The following is a 16,590-nucleotide window of genomic DNA, read 5'->3' as shown; positions in this document are numbered from 1 at the left end:
TGCGGAATCCTTTCCACGAGCTGCGAACGCCTGGACGACGCTTTATGACTCCGCGCCCTGCCTGACTGCGGAGGGACAATTTGACGACAGCGAAACCGGCGGACGGCTTGCATGGGCGCCAGACGGCGTGTTGTTGCTGACGCTGGGCGATGCGGGATTCAGCGGACTCGACGGCTCAATGCCATTTGCACAGGCAGAGGAGGATAACGCATATGGCAAAATCTGGCGGATCGAACCCGACACCGGCGCTGCACGGATCGTCAGCATCGGCCACCGCAATCCGCAAGGGCTCGTGGTCGCGCAGAACGGACGGGTCTGGTCGTCCGAGCACGGGCCGCAGGGCGGTGACGAGATTAACTTGATTCGCGAGGGCGCAAATTACGGCTGGCCGCTGGTGACCTACGGCACCAACTACGGGTCCACCAGTTGGCCTCTCGATGTCGATGGCTTTAACCATCGCGGCTTCGCCGAACCTGCACTTAGCTTTGTGCCGTCGGTCGCTACCTCGGCCATAATCGAAGTGACGGGGCCGATGTTTGCGCGTTGGAAGGGCGATCTGCTTTTGGCTACTCTGCGAACCAACAGGCTTTACCGGCTGCGCCCCGTGGGGGGCCGGATCGTCTATTCCGAAGCGATGTTCCTGGGTGAACGGCTGCGCGATCTGGCGGAGTTGCCAGATGGGAGCATCGTTGCGTGGGTCGACCGCGGCGTGTTGCTGGAACTGCGCACTGGCGCCAAAATGTCAGCGTTTGGCCGGTACTGCGAAGGTTGTCATGCGCCGGCGTTTGGCGTCCCCGCAGGGCCGTCGCTGGTCGGTCTAATCGGTCGCGAAATCGCCACTGTGCCCGGCTTCAGTTATTCGCCGGCGCTGGCGGCACTCGATGGTGTCTGGGATGAGGCGAGGCTCGACGCTTTCCTCCGCGACCCCCAGGCAGTTGCGCCCGGGACATCGATGGTTCTGCCCCCATTGGACGATGCAGTGCGCGCAGAACTGATCGATCATTTCACGGTGGCTAACCCGGATTAATAAGGGTTGCGGACAAGGAGGTCACGCTTGTTGGACCGACGGTTAACCTGAAGCTGGCGTTATCTGAAGGCGTGAGGGCTGGAAGTTGTTTCCAGCGGTTTGACCTGTCCGAATATTCTCCTTTTACAGTACCTTGCAAGGCCATATTTTCCATAGCAAAATCTATCTCGGCCTCGAAATTCGAGTTATTGACGACTACCACAGCCAGCTCGTTCTGCCTGTCAGAGCGAAATGCTATCACCTTGACGAGTTTATTGTCTGATACGGCATCAATCCGCAACGAACCTGGCGTAATCCAGCGGGCAAAGTGGCCAATGGCAAACCCGATTCCGCTTATATGGATTTCAGATGTTTTCTGGTCGATGAGCACGATATGACTGGATTGACTAAAAAAATCGATGCCTCTGTCTTTGAAATGCGCATCGTGGCTTTGCCTGTCCCACATGTCGTACATCGCAAAATAGGCTGATGCATTGGCATAAACCAGTTCATCATGAATATGGTTGGCGCGTGCCCGCAGGTTTTCCGCTGATCCAAAAGGATAATCGGCCCGGCCCGGACCCTCGGAGGTCTCTGTCATCCACACCGGAATATCATAACCGGCGGCAAGTTCATAAAGCCGCTGGCGAATCCGTATCTCATCGTGATCCGGCAGCCCTCTCCCTGATGTCTGCAAAATACGCCGGACACTGGAGTAAGCAGAATCATAGGGATAAGCGTGATAAGCCAACGCACCGATATAGGAGCGCGCGTCTTCATCGGCAAGGACGGACTCGATTGTATCGATGGATTTGGCAACGGTCTCTTCAGCGGGAACAATGAATCTCGTGCGTGCAAACCCCTCCGCGCGCAACCGTTCGCCAGCGGATTTGATAATATCGACTATTTCATGCTTCGAGCCGCCACGCAGTTCCCGGTTACCGCTCAATGGTTCGTTAAACAGTGTAATAAACCGGGGGGCGGCCCCGGTTATTTCCTGCCAGTGTACAACACCGGCGGCTACGTATTCGGCGGCTTCCTGAAGATAGCGACTGTAATCTCTTTCACGCAGCTCACCCATCCAGCGCAATTCCCGCCGCATGTCTATCTTCAGGCCAAGCGAATAATTGCTGAAGCCATAGACTCTTGCAGGACGTACAAGCAGATCATGCATCGCGTTCGATGTTTCCCACTGAAAGCCATCCTTGTTGATCAGCATGGGGTCGTCGTTGTCGTTGGCCGGCTCCAGCCACAACTCCAGGCTGCCAAGCGTCAGGCCCACGTCATGGTAGACCGCCTTGATGGCCTGGTGCCTTAACGTTGCGCCCAGCATGTCGCGCAGCCCGTTTTCCGTCAGCATGATCCCGGCAAGGGTTGTCGCGCCAAATCCGGCTATTTCCTGGTATTCGATGGCGTTGTCTATTCGCACGGTGACAGGCACATCCATCTTCCCGGAACCGGTTTCCAAAGAAGCGGCGAAGCAGGCACCGGAAATCAGGACGGATGCGATTGTTACCAGTCGAAGGAATCCTGAAAATTTAACGCGGACCGATTTTTCGGAACAGACATGATTTTCGTTTTTATTGTTCTGCGTTGTGAGCTTTATCAACATGTCAGTAAGCTCCGGGTGAACACAACAGAGACTTTTTCTGCTTCTGATACACATGCCCGGATAGTATAATCTCCCCGGATTTCACTTTAGAAACCCAGACATCAATGACAGGCGGGCCAATGGATTACAGGAGATGGGCAAGGCATTTGTTGCTATTCACAGTGGCACTCATCCTGATTTATGCCTTTTGCCAACTGCTACCCGACAAACCACTTATGCAGGCGCTCTCGATTGGCACCGCTTACACAAGCCTTCTCTACTTCGCTGTTACCCTGTCTATCGGGCCGGTGAACCTGATACGCTCCAGGCGCAATCCGCTGTCAAGCCTTCTGAGGCGGGATCTGGGTATCTGGTCCGGTATACTGGCCCTTGCACACACCATCACCGGATTGCAAGTCCATTTCAAGGGCAGGCTTATCCAGTATTTTATCTACCCGCCGGATGAATCGCACGTCCTTCCCTTCAGAACCGATCCGTTCGGGCTGACCAATTATATCGGGTTGATCAGTGCGCTGATAATGATCGCGCTTCTTTGCCTGTCCAATAACCGCTCCATCCGCATCATGGGTGCGTCTTCATGGAAAAAATGGCACCGCCTGGCCTACGTGCTAGTGCTCGCTATCCCTGCTCACGGTCTGGTCTATCAGTTACTTGAGAAACGGATCGGCGCTTACACCATGCTACTGCTCGCAATATCCTCAGTTATCGTTGCGGTTCAGATATCGGGTTTTCTACGTTTTCGACGCGCCAGGGACTCTCGGTCCCTGACGGACTCAGAGACTGCCTGAGGGCAGTTCGTTGCGTATTCAGTGCTTATCGCTTAACGGGTCCGGAACGCCACAATCAGATTATAAATGAACGCCAGCAAAAAGCCGGCAACAGCGCCACTTAGTGCGCCGTAAAATAACCCGACCACAGATCCCGACCATGTAACACTGTAACCAGGAAAGAAATTCGACAGCAGACCCAGGGTTGGTCCAACGTGTTCAGACCCACCCGTCGGACCAATAATCAATAGCCACGCCGTTGCCATGAACAGGACGAGGCCTCCGATAATTCCAAACGTTACCGCCATTACCGATGCGCGCAGACGGGCAATGGCCCGGCCGATAATTTTCCATTCGTCATCCGAAAAATGTTCTTTATTCATGAATCAGCACCTCTATCCTTGTCTGATAATTAGCCCAGCGATCCTTCAAGCACTCCAAGACGCCGAAGAAGTTTCCCAAGATGAATCGAAACCGTCACATTGATCGCCACAGCCGTGACAAAACCAATAACGAAACCGAAAGCACCACCCCAAAACGAGCCTACGAGGGAACCAGCCCAGCTAATGTCGTATCCAGGAAAATAATTGCCTAACAATGCTAGTGTCTCCCCAACATTTTCGCCTCCTTGCACAAGCAGAATCGCCGTCGTCAGGAACACTGCAAACCCGATCATCACGCCAATGGCTCCGCCCAGAGCGACGGGATCATACTTTGCAAAGACGTCATTCAAAAGCTCAATGGGTGATGCATCCTGAACTCGCTGTGGAACCAGACGCTCACCGCTCGCACCGTGACTCTTCTTGGCTCCCGCCTCCTCGTGATATTCCTCTTCCACATTGACATCCCAAACATCGTGATTAGCGCCAAGAATATTCTCTGCCGCGTACATGGCAGTCACCATCGAGTGATCCTGGTTGTTGTAACGATGCTGGCCATTGCGACCAATCAGGTGAAGATTCGGAATCTGGTCTACGTACTCACGAATGCTATCGATATTTTCTTTATAACCATGGTCATAGACGGGATAAGCCTTTGGCACGCGTATGACCACACCGTCGATGACCTTGTCGGCGTCAATCAAACCCAGCCTGGCAGTTTCCTTTTTGCCAAGTTCAATGAGCTCTTCGTCGCTGGCGGTCCATAGTTCATCGCCTTCCTGAACAAAGTATTCAAGGCCAATGCAACTGGTTGATTTGTCCGGAATCATATAGGGACTCCAGTTGCCAAAATTCTGTATACGGCCAACTTTAACATCCGGGGAGTGGATATAAATCCAGTTGTCAGGGAACAGCTCCGTCGATTCAACGACCAGCCCAACCGTCAAAAAATCGCGGTACCTGAGCCGATTGGCCGCCTCCAGAGAGGCTGCGGGCGGCGGCGGGTCCATCGCATTAAGCAGTTCCCTCACCGGCATGGTGGAGATGACATGGTCAGCATCGAAACGCTCTTCTTTGCCGTTGACGTCAACAACCGTAATGCCAGTGACCCGTTCTCCATCACGATGTATCGTTTTCACCCAATGCTCCAGGTGCACCGGGTGCCCCCTTTCTTCCAGCATGTCGGTGACCCGTTCCCACATCTGGCCAGGTCCAAGCCTGGGATAATAGAATTCTTCGATCAGTGTCGTGATCTGATTTTTGCCGGTCAGAAGCTTGGGGGCGAGCATGGAAAGAGCCGCTTTGCCCAGATTCAGATTCTTGATTCGTTGCGCAGCCCAATCTGCCCCAATTTCAGTGCACTTCATGCCCCACACCTTCTCGGTGTAGGTCTTGAAGAACATCTCGAACAGTCGCTTGCCAAAGCGGTTGGTAACCCACTGTTCAAGGTTTTTCTCTTCACGGGAAGGGAACGCCTGGGCTTTAACGTAACTGAGGCCAACCAGGACGGACTCAAAGAAACCCACGTTAAGCAGTGCGTTCATGGGCTTTAACGGGTAATCGAAAAACTTGCCCTGGTAATAGATCCGGGACAAGCGTGGTCGAACCAGAAATTCTTCAGAAAGAATATCCATCCACCAGTTATGAACCCTGTCTACCTTGGTAAAAAAACGGTGGCCCCCAATGTCGAAGCGATAGCCCTTGTAATCAACCGTCCTTGATATCCCGCCGACCTGCCGGTCCATCTCGAAGACAATTGGCTCGACTCCTGCCCTGGATAACTCCAGAGCGGCGGTAAGGCCCGCAGGCCCACCACCGATGATTGCACAGCGAACTTTGCTACCTGTTGAGCTCATTTTTTAATCTTCCCGGATTATATTGCTTCTCTGCACTACCGTGGTGGTTACGTCAGGGCTTAACCGCTGAAATAATGGCCGCCCCTGACTGGTAAACCAGCCTCCCCTTCCTTGCCAAAACAGCTTCGCAAGTCGATATAAATTCTTTTTTCAACGCATCTATCGCTGGTTCCTCCGCCTGCCCTATTCGTTTACGGGCAAGGCTGGAAAAAGTCATTTGTAACTCCCAGAACGCCTCGGGCGAGTGGAAAGCGGAGTATTGTCCTCGCCAAATGCTGTTGATGTCGGTAAACCCTGCATCCCTCAGCAGGTCTCTGACGGAGCCGGTAAATCCGTGGCGGTGCCCGGTCCACTCTGCCGTCTCGCTATTTGCGTTCTCAGGAATATGCTTGTTGACCAACTCATCCAGGAATTGGCAGGCAGCCAGCTCCCGCCCTGTAAATCGCCTGATAACGCTTCCGATTTTTCGGACCACGGCAACCATGCCATCTTTGGACAACAACTCAGGGCGGCTGCCAACCGCGATTACCGCTTTGCCTCCAGGTTTGAGGACACGGTGCATCTCGGCAACCGCCTTTTCGGGATTGGGAAAGTGACGCAGAGCGTAAAGGGAAAGAACACTGTCGAACGAGTTGGCATCAAACTCAAGCGCCTCGGCATCCATTTTCAGGAATTCCGCCTTTGCGGCCAGCCCCTCCTTATCTGCCTTTTCGTTTGCCGTGGCCAGCATGCCATCGGAAAGATCAATACCGACAACCTGGCCCTCGTCACCAAGCTTGCGGGCAACTTCCAGCGCTACGACCCCAGTACCAGTGCCAATATCCAGCACTCGCTGGTTGGCCTTTACGCCAGCCATAGACATCATAGGGACAGGTAAATGACGAGTGACCTGCTCCGTATATTTGTCAAACAGGTCTACCACTTCATTATAGCTGTCGGCGTCGTCAAGCTTGAACAGCTTGTCGTGCGACCAGGTTACGGCCTGGTAGGAGTCGGTCATCGCAGGTCATCCATGTCGAAGTGTTAACTATTGGGGCCGAAACCACCATGCAGCCTGCGCACGCGCGCTAGCAGTGGGAGTAAACCCCACCTACCGCTTTATCGTACGTATTCCTACTTAGAAATACACGTTATTTTGATGAAATTGGCCTCACGATTCAATGGAGCCCAACTGACATACCGCAAAGCCCCAGAAATTCCCCACCAGTTGCCCAAACACGCCTGCCCAGATGAAATCACCTTACTCAAGCTGCTATGCATCGGTATACTGCCAAAGCCTGGCCACTTGACTCACCCGATCCAGAACCGGATTCTGGAAAAGGTCTGCACGAGCCTATGATGGCGAGCAGACTGGTTTTCCGTCGATTTCACCAACCTTGATACAGGCCGGTTCCGAATGTCCAGGGTCCTCATCTCCGTGGGAGTCATACAGGTTTTTATTATTCTGACGGGGATGATCCGGGCCAAAATCCTGTCCATGGTGCTTGGCCCCGCAGGTTTCGGGATCATTGCGACCGTTGACCAGGTCGCGGTTACGGTCGTGCAGGTGGCAGGGTTCAGTATTCCGTTCTTCGCTCTGAAGTTCATGTCGCGAGCGCACAGCGAGGGAAACAGACGCTTCCAGACCGTCTACTCCAGTTTTCTGTCCGGCATATTATTGCTCTCTTTACTGACAACTTGTCTGGTCATCGGCATCACTTACTGGCATCCCACAATTTTTGGAGCCGAGCTGGCCCCGTACAAGCTGTTTATTCTGATTGCACTTCTCAACGTTCCGGCAATGATGCTGGGAATCTTTTTCGTTCATACGCTGGCTGCAGCCCAGATGACGTCGGCTAGTGCAATCCTGAATTTTATTGTCACTTTCTGTCTGGCATTCGCCGCGAGCAGCGCCGCCTGGCTATTCGGGATAGAAGCCATTTATATTTTCGTGGCCATTACCGGGCTGGCAACCACCATTGGCTCGCTCTGGTACATCAGAAAAAAACTGTCATTGGATATCCGCGATCCATCTGCGGGGATTTTAAAAGAGCTGCGGCGGAGCCCTGAAATCATTTCTTTTTCACTTTACGGTCATCTGGCCTTATCCGCCTACTCGATCACAATGCTGATAGTACGCTATGAGGTTTTTTCGACCATGGGCGAGGCCCAGGCCGGACTGCTGCAAGCTCTGTTCGCAATCGCACTGGCATTGGGGGCGATATCGAGCCCACTCAATTTTCTTTACCTGACGCCGATTCTAAGCCGGAACATCTCTAACGAAGAAAAGTTCAGAAAAGCTCATGAATTCCAGGGATTGATGGTTGTTATCACGTTCATACTGTCCCTTCCCTTTCTGCTTTTCCCCAAATTTGCCTTAACGATTTTGTATTCCTCCGAATTCAGACCCGCATCTGACTACGTTTATCTATTCATTTTCTGGCAAAGCATGCATGTCATAGTCAATGTCTACAGACAGTTATTGGTGGGGCTCGATGACGTAAAGTTCTTTGCGGTCAGCGCATTGATATCCTATTTGGTTGCTATTCTGGTCACTCCTACTCTGGTTCAGATGTACGGGCTTCCCGGCGCTGCATTCGCGTTATCCCTAAGCGTGTTTTTGAGCGGTCTGGCAATTCCATTCCGACTGGCATCCAAATTTCACTCAAGCATTCCTTTCAGCCTTTGGGTCCGGATTGCTGCCTGCCTTAGCGGTATCATTGTAACGGGGTTGATATTCTTGCACCTTGAAGAGTTCTCGGTTACGGGGTTTCTGGCAAGAGTGTTCTATATCGCATTACTGACTCCCCTGCTGTGGAAATTGCTGCCGGATGAACAAAAGCGGATGATTGCCGACATGATCGGCCGGTTCAGGGCATGAGGATTGCTGTTCCTTTTCCGGGCGAGGGTCCCTGTAGCGATTTATGGACCTGTCGTTTTGGACTAGACTTCTTTAATCACGATTCGACGAGATAGGGAATATCCGGTATGTCTGATAAAGCCACGATGATCTGGCGCTGCCCCACTTGCCACGGCTCGCTGAGCGTAATTGACACGAATCTGCGTTGCGAGTCCTGCCAGGCGCACTACCCTGTCATTGACGACATCCCCGATCTGCGCGTGGCGCTGGATTGCTGGATTGATCTGGACGAGGACCGCAAGAGAGCCCGGGAGGCGGCTGACCGGGTCGAACGTGACGGGCTCGAGGCCACCATCCACCATATTTTTCGCTCCAGCCGCGGCATGGATGAACGAAAAGCCGGTTACCGTACTCGCCAGGTACTCGCCGGTGTTGGAAAATGTCAATCCCAATGCTCGGACTGGTTACGGCCCGCCCTTGAAGCCGATGGCGTCATCCTGGAAATCGGATGTGGCCCCGGTCAAATGATGGCCGCGGCAGCCAGCCTGGGGCATGAGATAACAGGGATTGATGTTTCCATGGAATGGCTGGTGATCGCCCGGCATCTGGCTGAGCACTACGGCGGCAGCCCCAGACTGGCCGCCGGTTTTGCAGAACGATTGCCGCTGGCCGACAATTCGGTCGCTGCCATTGTTTCGCTGGATGTCATCGAACATGTTGGTGATCAGGATGCGTATGTGAGCGATCTCAGGCGCGTGCTGAAGCCGGGCGGATTTTTCGCGCTGTCGACCCCGAATCGTTTCAGTCTCTCGCCAGAGCCGCATGTGAATGTCTGGGGGGTTGGCTATTTGCCCCGGCCGCTACAGGCCCGTTACGTGAAACTTGTCAGGAACCAGCCCTATACATTTACCCGTCTGCTGAGTGTCTGGGAAACGAAAAGGCTGTTTTCCGGGGCAAGGGGTTTCGACGCCAGAGTCGTGTTTCCGGCTATTCCGGAGCATGAGCTTTCGGGCTTCACCAGCCCCAGGAAAAGACTGGCGCTTATCTACAATTGGTTGGTTGGGATACCACTGACGAAACTGTTCCTGCCGTTTTTCGGTGCCTATTACCGTGTATGGGGCAACATCAAAAATTGAAAGACACCCTGACTGCCAGTCAATCAAGGACGACACCAGAATGACACCACGACTGCGACGGCATTGCTCAAATCCATATCTCGCGAATCGCCCATGGCAGCCTGCCATCGCGCAATGGATAGACCATCCCGCAGCTGTTCCGCTGGCCATTCTGGCCCTTGCGGTTTTTTACCTTGTCACGTTGGTGAAAGGGCAGAACTGGAGCGGCGATTTCAGCCTCTATATTCTTCACGCCCAAAACCTGGTGGAGGGCAGGCATTATCTCGATACCGGTTACCTGTTGAACCCGGTTTCAAAATTCGTCGGGCCCTACGGTTACCCCCCTGTTTTCCCGTTACTGCTTGCTCCGGTGTATGCCTTGTACGGCCTCGACCTGGAGGCGCTGAAATGGGTTGGCGTTCTCTCCTTCGGCTTGTCGTTATGGCTGGCAGCCAGGGTATTTGAGCGCCGCCTTGAGCGACGCTTTGTTTTTTTCCTTGTGCTTGTTGTTGGCCTGAACCCCTACATCTGGGGTTTCACCAACCTTATCCGTGCCGATTTCACCTTCATGGTGTTCTGTTATCTCTCGCTTTTCCTGATGCTGCTTTTCCTCGCCGGCGACCAGGGCAGGCTTCGGACGCCCGGCAGACAAATAACGGCGGGCGCCCTGATTGGTCTCTCCATGTACCTGGCATTTGGCGCCCGTGAAATCGGTATTGTCCTGCCACTGACACTGCTGACGTACGACATTGTGTGCAGGCGGCGGATCTCGCTGCTGAGCATCGTCGCCCTGGGGATTTTCGCACTATTGGCCTGGTTGCAGAGCCTCTGGTTTTCAGCCTCTTTTGTCCCCGGGCATTTTGACGAGAACCTGAAACACCTGACTGACAAATACTCCTCGGCTGCTGGGCTGAATCACCTGAGCTTTGTGGATCTTGATCCACGCAATATCCTGGAGCGGATTATCGGTTATCGGTGGGCATTACAGGGGTTCTGGCCACCCTCCTCCAGCGCCTTCATCAACACATTGAATGAGCTGCTGTTCAACCTGTTCAGCCTGTTCGCTATTGGTGGCTATATTCTGGCACTGCGCCGGGGAATAACGGTGCTGGAAATTTTTCTTGCCGGGTATATCGCGGTACTGTTGCTTTTCGGTGCCGCTCCGACCATACGCTACCTGATCCCCATATTCCCTTTTTTCCTGTACTACGGATTTCTTGTTTGCCAGGAGACGATTTTTCCTCGCCTGCCGAGGCTGAAATACCTTGTGGCCGGAGGGTATTTCCTGCTTCTGGCGGCTATCAGTTTACCGGTCATGGCCACCATGGAGCATCCGCAGCTGGAGCTGGGTATTACCCATCCGGATGCGGAAGCCATGTTCCGGTTTATCAGGGAAGAGACCAGGCAGGACGATACCATTGTTTTCATCAAGCCCAGGATTATGGCATTGATGACCGGCCGTGACAGCGCGACATGGCCATCGAAGAGATACAGCAGCCCTGAGTCCATGAACCTCTTCTTCGAGGCCGTGGAAGCTGACTATTACGTTGACATGAATCTCGCTGAGTGGATGCTCCCACTTACCCAGTCAGAGCGCCCGAGCAACTGTTTCAGACCGGTTTTCAGGAACGACTATTTTGTTGTTTACCGTTACGGCAAACGATTCTGCCCGGAGCTGCAATGATTCATCTGCCTGGCATACATACCGGCCCTGAGGGCAGCGAAGCCAGCCGGGCCCAACCGTCCAGCGTTCACCAGATGCGGGGATAATTGTGCGACTCTGTATGGTGACCACCTTCTACCCGCCCTACAACTTTGGCGGGGACGGCATATTTGTCCGGGAACTGGCGCTCTCGCTGGCCAGGCTCGGGCACTACGTGCGCGTTATCCATTGCGAGGATGCGTACCGGCTCGGCGCGAATCCGGGCGACCCGGGGCTCCCCCGGCGATACGACGATCAGGGCGTAGACGTATGCCGGCTGAAAAGCTCCATGGGCCCGCTCTCTCCATTGCTGACCCAGCAACTCGGGCACCCTGCCCTGAAAACCGGCGCCCTTGCGGGACTGCTCAAGGACGATTTCGATGTTATCAATTATCACAATATTTCGCTGATTGGCGGGCCTGCCATACTCTCGCTGGGTAAGGCCCCGGTAAAGCTCTACACCCTGCATGAACACTGGCTGGTGTGCGCTACCCATATATTCTGGAAAAATGGCGTCAGGCGCTGTGACTCCCGTCAATGCCTGCAATGCTGCTTACGCTCTGGCATACCGCCCCAGATCTGGCGATACACAGGCCTGACGAAACGCCATCTTGAAAAGATTGACTGTCTGATTGCACCCAGTCAATTCACTGCGGAGCAGCACCGGCAACTCTATCCCGGCGTACCGATTCGCATTATCCCGCTGTACTCACGCCTGGAACCATCAAAGGAAATGATTGGCGCATGGAGCAGCCAGGAGCCTCCCCGCTTTGTCTACAGCGGTCGCATCACCGCATCCAAGGGCGTGGAATCCTTGCTTGAAACCTTCACGGCACTGGAGGATTACCATCTGACACTTGCCGGTGAAGGCGATGCCCTGCCGCGTTTAAAGGCGCGTTTCGCCCGGTATCCGAATATCCATTTTGCCGGCAGGCTTGATGAAACGTCCCTGGTCCGGCTCTACAGCAATGCCACGGCACTGCTGTTTCCGTCACTTGCGCCCGAGACCTTCGGCCTGACGGCGGTTGAGGCCATGGCCTGTGGCACGCCGGCGATTGTCAGGGATGCCGGTGGCTGCGCGGAAATCATAGAAACAACCAGAGCCGGTTTTGTTTACCGGCAGGACAGTGAGCTTCCTGCCTTGCTGCACCGGATCGTCCGCGAGCCCGGTTTGCGTCAGCGATTGTCAGAGCTGGCCCGGAACGGATGCCGGAAACTCTACACCCGTCAGCGGTACCTGGATGATTATCTGGCCGTGATTGACGAGTTGCGGAGACGCCCTGGGACAGCAAACGAGCAGCACTCCAGGACACTTCAGGGTCATGACCGATGAAAGACCAGCCAGGTGCTTCCGAACCACTGCTCATGATTGCCATCGCTTCCAGCAGTACACAGGGCGATCATGCCGGCCTTCTTGAAAGCCTGGCGAGTGCCGGATTGCTGAACCAGCCCGACATCAGGGTATGTATTGCACTGGCAGGCGAGCAGGCCATGGGTAGCCCGGACGACAACCTGTCGCTGTTCAGAGTTTCCGGCAGTACGCCTTTCTTTGAACAGTATGCGACTATCATCCAACAGACAGAAAGCCGCTATATCGCTCTTTTGGATGCCTCCTGCCCGCCCACGGAAGGATGGCTTCCTGCAGTACGCCAGATGATGCGGAACCAGGCGCCGGTGTTTTATGGCCCGGTCAACAACGGCTGGCCTGGCAAGGATTCCCGCGCTATCGGTTATCTGATCGAATACGCCCAATTCCGGCAGCCCCTCGATCCTGCATTGCCGGAATACCCGGGCAACAATATCGCGTTCCGGCGTGAGTTGCTCCGGGAGATCCCCCTCGTGGGCCCGGGTTTCCAGAAAACCTTTTTCCTGCGCCAGGTACGGGATAAGCTGGGCATCACACCCGCAGCATGCAACGACATGGCCGTAACCTATCGAAAGCAGTTCTCATGGAGTTATTACCTGCGCAGGCGCTACCATCACGGTCGCCTCTATGGCGCAAGTCATGCCAAAATACTGGGTTATCGCCGCCTCCTCTACGCGGCTGGAATAGTCATACTCCCCCTGCTCCGATATAGTCGTATACTGCGGGCGTCAAGTCGGGCGCCAGCGCTGTCAGGGAATGTGGTGCGGTTTTCCGTTCCCATTCTGGCCTCCGAGTGTGCCTGGTCCATGGGAGAGTGTGCCGGTTATATCGCTGGTGCCCCGGACGACGGGGTGTTTCTGGATTAGAGATAACAGGGAGAGGTTCTACATTGAGTCACATGCAAAACGAAAAGGACAGGGACGTTACCTATTCCGTCGTCATCGGCCGGGTGAGCACGGAAGATGACGAACGAATACTGGAAACGCTTGAGTCCCTTTACAATCAGGATGAAGATCCACCTCTGGAAGTGCTGCTTGCTGATCGAATCAGCGATCATGTTTCACAGCGGATTCACAGCGAGTATCCGGACGTGACGATCATCGAATGTCCATCGACAACGGACCTTCCCACCATGCGCACGCTGGCGACCAGGCAGGCAGCGGGAGATTTCGTGCTGGTGACCGAAGATCACTGCGTGCCGCCCCGGGACTGGTTAAAACAGTTTGCCCGGGCATTTGCCGAACACCCCGAGGCTTCCGCCATTGGCGGCAGTGTGGTTAATGGCGTAACGGACACAGCTCTCGACTGGGCCACCTTCCTGTGTGAATACGCGCCCATGTCTCCCCCGATCAAGAGCGGGCCCACCCCAAACCTTGCCGGCATGAATGTCGCCTACCGGCGCGGGATTTTCGAGGAGGTGGACGAGCAGATACTGACATCGGGATTCTGGGAAACCACCCTGCACCCCTTGTTGCACAAGCGCGGGCATATTCTTGTTGCCGACGACAGGGTGCGGATTTTTCACTGCAAAAAATTCAGTCTCCGCCTGTTCCTGAGGCAGCGGTTTGTTTATTCAAGGTACTATGCGGGAATACGCTTCGCCTCCGGGCAGAAAGCGAAGCGACTGACCTACGCTCTGGCATCGGTCGTCCTGCCGCCGCTGTTAACGTTCCGGTTTTTCCAGAACGCGCGCCATAAAGTCAGCGTGCGCGCTCACCTGGCCAGGGCCGCGCCCTATTTAATGTTGTTTTATCTTGTCTGGGGTGTCGGGGAGGCCTGGGGCTACCTGTTCGGGCCACGGGATGCCCTGCAAGAGATCGAATAGCGGCACGGGATTCGGGCAATAATTTCGTGCCGCGGTGCATTACAGATCGGGGTTTTCGGCCAAAAGCTCTTCGAAATAGGCGATTGTTTTTGTCAGCCCTTCCTTTAATTCAATCGTTGGTTGCCAACCCAGTTCGGTTCTGGCTTTGGTGATATCCGGACAGCGTTGCCTGGGGTCGTCCTGAGGCAGCGGCAGGTAGTTGATGCGCGACCCTGAGCCGGTAAGATCAATGACATGTTCCGCCAACTGTTTGATCGTAAACTCATTCGGATTGCCCAGGTTGGTCGGGCCAATGATTTCATCCGGTGTTCGCATCATCCTGACAAAGCCATCAATCAAATCATCGCAGTAGCAGAATGATCGCGTCTGACTGCCGTCACCGTAGATGGTGATCGGGTTATTCTTCAGAGCCTGCATAATAAAATTCGAAACAACGCGCCCGTCGTGGGGGTGCATACGGGGACCGTAAGTATTGAAGATACGAACAATCTTAATGCTCAGCTGATGCTCTTTCCGGTAATCCATGAATAGCGTTTCAGCGCAGCGTTTGCCTTCGTCATAGCACGAACGTGGACCTATCGGGTTAACGTTGCCCCAATAGTCTTCCGTTTGCGGATGAACCGTGGGGTCGCCATAGACTTCGCTTGTGGACGCCTGCAATATTCTGGCGCCAATGCGCTTGGCCAGGCCAAGCATATTGGTGCTGCCGTTGACATTAACCTTGGTGGTCTGGGTTGGGTCCCGTTGGTAATGAACCGGGCTGGCGGGGCAAGCCAGGTTATAGATTTCATCGGCCTCCAGGTAGAGCGGAAAGCAGATGTCATGGCGGATAACCTCAAAATAGGGGTTATCCAGCAAATGGATAATATTGCGCTTTTGCCCGGTGAAGAAGTTGTCAACGCAGATAACTTCATGGCCTTCAGCCAGAAGGCGCTCACAAAGATGGCTACCGAGAAACCCTGCGCCACCCGTTACTACGATCCTGTTTTTCATGCTACCCGCCCACTTGTTTGAATCTTGTTGCGCTCGCTTTCCCACCGGCACAGTAGATCAGCCTTAAGTCCGACAGGCTGGACGAACTAATGCCGTGGAATTACTCTGTGGGTGAGTGAAACCGGCGCTTACCTTCAAATGGGAAATGCCCGTAGAGATAGGATTATCGATTTGGTTCAAATTGGTGGCACCAAACTGCGTCCTTCGGGCACCCTATTTGAAGTGTTGAGGTGGGGAAGTTGGCATGGCGTAGTGACGATTGCACTTAGCGTACTGGTGGCGGTTGCGCTTGGGGTTGGTCGGGCTCCGTCCGATTTATGGCTTCCGGTGGGCTATGTCATCGGCTTTTATCTTGCGTTATCTTTGGTGATCATCGCCGCAACGCCCCGACCGAACCTGTTGCTTGGTCTTTGGGTGGCCATGACTCTGCTGGCGATGGCCGCAGGGTATATGGGTCTTCGCAAACTTGGGCTTGCTTCCGCAGTGCCGGTGCTGTTCGCAAGTCTTGTTCTGGCGGCGCTTGCGGCCCTGGCCCCCTATTTAGGGTGGCGCGGGCGGCTGACCGTGCTCGCGGTTTCGGCGCTGGCAGGCACCGCGGCACTGTTGATTGACATAACGCGTAATACCTCGCGCAACGATCCAATGACCACCATGTCGAGCGCGCTTTATCCGCTAGAGTTGCGGCGTTTTGAGGGGCTGGTGGCAATACCTGCGGCGGATGGTGGCGCATTGGCGGTGTTGCCGGATGGGCTGTTGCTGGCTGGTGGCGACGGGAGCTTTCAGTGGTTTGCAGGGACTGAAGGTCTGAGCGGGCGAACGGCACTTCAGCTCGACTTGCCTGCACCTGCCGACCGCGCCGCCTACTTAGCAGACTTTGACGATCCCGCAAGTGCGCCACGACTGCGGCTGACCGATGTGATATTCGCGCCCGGCGCCAGACCCACGCGGCTGTTTGCAGCGCATCAGGCATGGTCCTCGACAGAGCGTTGCTACACAATGCGGGTGTCGGTTCTTACACTGGATTGGGATGCGGAATCCTTTCCACGAGCTGCGAACGCCTGGACGACGCTTTATGACTCCGCGCCCTGCCTGACTGCGGAGGGACAATTTGACGACAGCGAAACCGGCG

At 54.6% G+C, this 16,590-nt stretch carries 14 protein-coding genes; 9 read left to right on the top strand and 5 right to left on the bottom strand.

Annotation, left to right across the window (positions count from 1 at the left end; genetic code table 11):
- Nucleotides 1–1,027 (top strand): PQQ-dependent sugar dehydrogenase (locus tag B2W52_RS19555; protein ID WP_286803940.1); only part of this gene is annotated, 1,027 nt, incomplete at its 5' end.
- On the opposite strand, the gene B2W52_RS19550 is transcribed toward B2W52_RS19555, so the two are convergent.
- Nucleotides 1,014–2,618: a glycoside hydrolase gene (locus B2W52_RS19550; protein ID WP_273069779.1), complete on the bottom strand. Its 1,605-nt coding sequence runs from the start codon at nucleotides 2,616–2,618 to the stop codon at nucleotides 1,014–1,016. The two genes, B2W52_RS19555 and B2W52_RS19550, sit on opposite strands and share 14 nt — an antisense overlap.
- Before the next feature lie 119 nt (nucleotides 2,619–2,737).
- Here B2W52_RS19550 and B2W52_RS19545 point away from each other — a divergent pair, with 119 nt between their 5' ends.
- A complete protein-coding gene (locus tag B2W52_RS19545) occupies nucleotides 2,738–3,406 on the top strand; it encodes a ferric reductase-like transmembrane domain-containing protein (RefSeq protein WP_273069777.1) in 669 nt (222 codons plus the stop codon).
- A gap of 32 nt (nucleotides 3,407–3,438) precedes the next feature.
- On the opposite strand, the gene B2W52_RS19540 is transcribed toward B2W52_RS19545, so the two are convergent.
- Genes B2W52_RS19540 through B2W52_RS19530 form a run of 3 tightly spaced genes read right to left on the bottom strand, consistent with a single transcriptional unit; the run spans nucleotide 3,439 to nucleotide 6,621 of the window.
- Nucleotides 3,439–3,768 carry a hypothetical protein gene (locus B2W52_RS19540; RefSeq protein WP_273069775.1) on the bottom strand — a complete coding sequence of 110 codons (330 nt, stop codon included), beginning with the start codon at nucleotides 3,766–3,768 and terminating at the stop codon, nucleotides 3,439–3,441.
- Between the two features lie 29 nt (nucleotides 3,769–3,797).
- Nucleotides 3,798–5,621 (bottom strand): NAD(P)/FAD-dependent oxidoreductase, encoded by a 1,824-nt coding sequence (locus B2W52_RS19535; protein WP_273069773.1) that lies wholly within the window; start codon nucleotides 5,619–5,621, stop codon nucleotides 3,798–3,800.
- 52 nt (nucleotides 5,622–5,673) lie between these two features.
- On the bottom strand, nucleotides 5,674–6,621 hold the full coding sequence (locus B2W52_RS19530) for a class I SAM-dependent methyltransferase (protein WP_273069771.1): 948 nt from the start codon (nucleotides 6,619–6,621) through the stop codon (nucleotides 5,674–5,676).
- A 396-nt stretch (nucleotides 6,622–7,017) separates the two neighbouring features.
- Between B2W52_RS19530 and B2W52_RS19525 the strand changes: the two genes are divergently transcribed.
- The 6 genes from B2W52_RS19525 (at nucleotide 7,018) to B2W52_RS19500 (ending at nucleotide 14,468) form a co-directional block, all read left to right on the top strand.
- Entirely contained in the window at nucleotides 7,018–8,481 is a 1,464-nt protein-coding gene (locus tag B2W52_RS19525) for an oligosaccharide flippase family protein (RefSeq protein WP_273069769.1), read from the top strand.
- Nucleotides 8,482–8,588: 107 nt separating this feature from the next.
- The gene (locus B2W52_RS19520; protein ID WP_273069767.1) at nucleotides 8,589–9,596 is read left to right on the top strand and encodes a methyltransferase domain-containing protein; all 1,008 of its coding nucleotides are present in this window, start codon (nucleotides 8,589–8,591) and stop codon (nucleotides 9,594–9,596) included.
- Nucleotides 9,597–9,636: 40 nt separating this feature from the next.
- The gene (locus B2W52_RS19515; RefSeq protein WP_273069764.1) at nucleotides 9,637–11,259 is read left to right on the top strand and encodes a hypothetical protein; all 1,623 of its coding nucleotides are present in this window, start codon (nucleotides 9,637–9,639) and stop codon (nucleotides 11,257–11,259) included.
- Between the two features lie 88 nt (nucleotides 11,260–11,347).
- Nucleotides 11,348–12,610 carry a glycosyltransferase family 4 protein gene (locus tag B2W52_RS19510; RefSeq protein WP_273069762.1) on the top strand — a complete coding sequence of 421 codons (1,263 nt, stop codon included), beginning with the start codon at nucleotides 11,348–11,350 and terminating at the stop codon, nucleotides 12,608–12,610.
- Nucleotides 12,607–13,509: a glycosyltransferase family 2 protein gene (locus B2W52_RS19505; RefSeq protein WP_273069761.1), complete on the top strand. Its 903-nt coding sequence runs from the start codon at nucleotides 12,607–12,609 to the stop codon at nucleotides 13,507–13,509. Before B2W52_RS19510 ends, B2W52_RS19505 begins: the two co-directional genes overlap by 4 nt.
- Before the next feature lie 32 nt (nucleotides 13,510–13,541).
- Nucleotides 13,542–14,468: a glycosyltransferase family 2 protein gene (locus B2W52_RS19500; protein WP_273069908.1), complete on the top strand. Its 927-nt coding sequence runs from the start codon at nucleotides 13,542–13,544 to the stop codon at nucleotides 14,466–14,468.
- Between the two features lie 39 nt (nucleotides 14,469–14,507).
- Here the strand turns inward: B2W52_RS19500 and B2W52_RS19495 are convergent, their stop codons facing one another.
- Nucleotides 14,508–15,461 carry a UDP-glucuronic acid decarboxylase family protein gene (locus B2W52_RS19495; protein ID WP_273069759.1) on the bottom strand — a complete coding sequence of 318 codons (954 nt, stop codon included), beginning with the start codon at nucleotides 15,459–15,461 and terminating at the stop codon, nucleotides 14,508–14,510.
- 111 nt (nucleotides 15,462–15,572) lie between these two features.
- Between B2W52_RS19495 and B2W52_RS19490 the strand changes: the two genes are divergently transcribed.
- A partial coding sequence (locus tag B2W52_RS19490; protein ID WP_286803939.1) for a hypothetical protein occupies nucleotides 15,573–16,590 on the top strand: 1,018 nt, incomplete at its 3' end.

The organism is Marinobacter sp. UBA2498, from assembly GCF_002341575.1.
In the GTDB taxonomy this organism is placed as follows: domain Bacteria; phylum Pseudomonadota; class Gammaproteobacteria; order Pseudomonadales; family Oleiphilaceae; genus Marinobacter; species Marinobacter manganoxydans.
The sequence above is the reverse complement of the archived record's forward strand: the minus strand, read 5'-3'. Positions and strand labels throughout refer to the sequence as shown.